The sequence below is a fragment of the Nonomuraea sp. NPDC051941 genome (assembly GCF_044593615.1).
This window is the reverse complement of record NZ_JBIUCF010000133.1, coordinates 1-2,708: the sequence shown is the minus strand read 5'-3', so window position 1 is coordinate 2,708 and position 2,708 is coordinate 1. Positions and strand designations below refer to the sequence as shown.

Below are 2,708 nucleotides of genomic sequence, written 5' to 3'. Positions count from 1 at the left end.
ACCGTCCATGAAGTCTGAAGACCCTTAGGTTCAGCGTGAGAGACCTTCGGTTCGCCTGAACTCTGGGCTTTCAAGGCCTGCCGGTAAGAATCGCGTGATGAGCCCCCAAACGTGTTGATCTTGTGATGCTTGGCCTGGCCAGTGCCGCCAGATCGGCGCCCTCCTGTTCGACCGGACCACACGGGCGGTACGGCTGACACCGGTCGGCGAGCAGCTACGTGGCGATCTCTGGCCCCTCTACGCGGGGCTGATGGACAGCATGCAGCGAGCCAAGCTGGCCGCCCGAGGCAAGACCGCCCGGCTCCGGATCGGCATGATGCCGGTCAACAGCCACGACCTGCGCCCCTACTGGGCGACCTTCCGCACCCAGCACCCGTACTGCGAACTCCGGCTCCGCCACGCATCCTTCGTCGACCCCTTCGGCGTCCTGCGGCGTGGCGAGGCCGACATCCTGGTCACCTGGCTGCCCGTCGAGGAGCCTGACCTCACGGTCGGCCCGACACTGTTCGCGGAGCTCCGCCTCTTGACCGTCGCCGCCGACCACGAACTGGCCGGACGATCGGCGGTCTCCGTGGAGGACATCGCCCACTTCTGCCACTCCCAAGCCAGCCCCGTTCCCGACTACTGGGAGGACACCTTCGTCCCCTTCCAGACCCCGCGCGGTTACACGATTGAACGTGGCCCGCTCGTCACGAACATGGACGAGCTGCTCTCCTTCGTCAGCATCAGTGAGATCGTCAACGTCCTGCCCGCCCACTCCACCCGCTACTTCTCCCGTCCCGACATCGCCTGGCTGCCCATCACCAATCTGCGGCCTCTCGCCTTCGGCCTGGTCTGGCGGGCAGAGGCGGAGAACGACCTCATCCGGGCCTTCGCCCGAGTCGTCACCGATCTCGGCCCCCTGCCTTCTCGCCTCTGACAAGAGCCCTCTCCTCTGACGAGAGCCGGATCCGAGCGGAGACCTCCGAGCCTCAGTCACCTGACCACGCTATGCCGGGGATGAGCAGGATGTTCGGCGATCGGGCCAGCAGCCAGGCCAGGGCCACCTGCGGCACGGTCGCGCGATGGCGGGCGGCGACGGCGCCCACTCAACAAGATCAATGCCGCGGGACGGTAGCCCGCGCGTTCCGCCCGCTCGGCCGGGCGGCTTGATGTACTAGGGAAACTCATCACACGCGGCGCTGGCTGGGCTTTACGATGGTCGCGCCTCACCAGGGAAGGGGTGCCCGTCCTTTCGCGCCCTGGTGGGGCTTTGCTGTGCTGGCGGCTATCGGAGCGCAGCCTGGGTATGGGGCTGGAGAAGCGGCCTCGCCCGGGGGTTCTCCCGGCATGTCACGCCGACCCTGGCGAGGCCGCCACTCGCGCGGGGTGTGGCTGCCCAAGTCAGCTCCCGGGGGCGGACACCCCCCGACGTCGCCCCCGGGGCTGACTCATGCGCTTGGCTTGGCACCAAGCTCCGGCCTTAGGGCTCCATACGGCGACCGGTCGGCCTTCTATGAGCAGGAGAAGAACCGCAGACCCAGCATGCGCGGTCGGCGCGCGCTGACGAAGCATCCGCGCGGGCGCGGCGCGGGGACATATGCACTTTTGACCTGGGTAGATCTAGCGATGGCCTCGTCCCAGGATGAATCGCTCGCTCTCGCTCCTCGGGCGAGGTCGCCCGCTGGACGGCCCTAGAACGGCCGGTGGCCGACTTGCCCGTGTCGTATCCTCGGTACACAGCCGGACACATCAGCACCAACGCCGACTCCTACCAAGGCATCGACACCTCCCAACACGCAACCCTGTGGCGAATCCCCTAAGGGTGGTCTGGGCCCGCGCCCCGAGGCCAGCGTGCTGCCCGTCTGCGACGAACTCGGCATTGGCATCGGCTTCATTCCCTGAAGTCCCCTGGACCATGGCTTCCTCACTGCCACCGTCGACGTCAACTCCTCCTTCGACAGCACGGACATCCGCACCCGCTTCCCGCGTTTCACCCCACAGGCTTTGGCCGCCAACGAGCCCCTCGTCGAACTGATTCGCCGCGTCGCCCCGAAAGAAGGGCGCCATGTCCACCCAAATCGCCCTGGCCTGGCTGCTGGCCCGGCAGGCCTGAATCGTGCCGATCCCCGGCAACCGCCGCCTGTCCGCAGATGAACGGGCTGACCTGGATGCCCTGGCCATCCGGATGGGCGGGGCCGGCGACCGGTACGGCGAAGCGAACGCGGTCGTTCGGCGGCGACCTCCCGGGTGGCAAGAATGCTCGCGCCCCTGTCCTTGAGCGGCACACGCGCGCCTGCCGGCCGACTGGACAGATCCTCAACAACGCCTCAACATCCGCCGCCCCATGGTCCGGGAAGACCCCGATCGAACAGAATGGCGGACTTGATGGTTCCTCTCACCTCTTCCGACCCGCACCGCCTGGGACGGTACTGGCTGGTCGGCCGCCTCGGCGCGGGCGGCCAGGGCGTCGTCTACGAGGCGTACGGCGAGCGGGGCGAGCGGGTCGCGATCAAGGTGCCCAGGTCCGAGAGCGCGCAGGCGCGGGCCAGACTGGCCAAGGAGGCGTCGGCGGCCCAGCGGGTGGCCTCGTTCTGCACTGCCAAGGTGATCGAGGCGCAGGTCGAGGCGGCCCCGCTGTACATCGTCAGCGAGTACGTCGCCGGCCTCAGCCTGCGGCAGGTCGTGGCCGAGTCGGGCCCCTACGAGGGCGACCGGCTGCGCCGCCT

Annotated in this window: 2 protein-coding genes; both read left to right on the top strand. The window is 68.2% G+C overall.

What is annotated here, in order from left to right; all coding sequences use genetic code 11:
- Positions 1 to 250 precede the first annotated feature (250 nt).
- Entirely contained in the window at positions 251 to 919 is a 669-nt protein-coding gene (locus tag ACIHFD_RS67750; protein ID WP_397375949.1) for a LysR substrate-binding domain-containing protein, read from the top strand.
- A gap of 1,448 nt (positions 920 to 2,367) precedes the next feature.
- Positions 2,368 to 2,708: protein kinase (locus ACIHFD_RS67745; RefSeq protein ID WP_397375948.1), on the top strand; the 341-nt coding region annotated here is incomplete at its 3' end.

Excerpts from the sequence above, each read along its gene's own strand:
- ACIHFD_RS67750 (WP_397375949.1), top strand. The coding sequence starts at position 251 with ATGGACAGCATGCAGCGAGCCAAGCTGGCCGCCCGAGGCAAGACCGCC.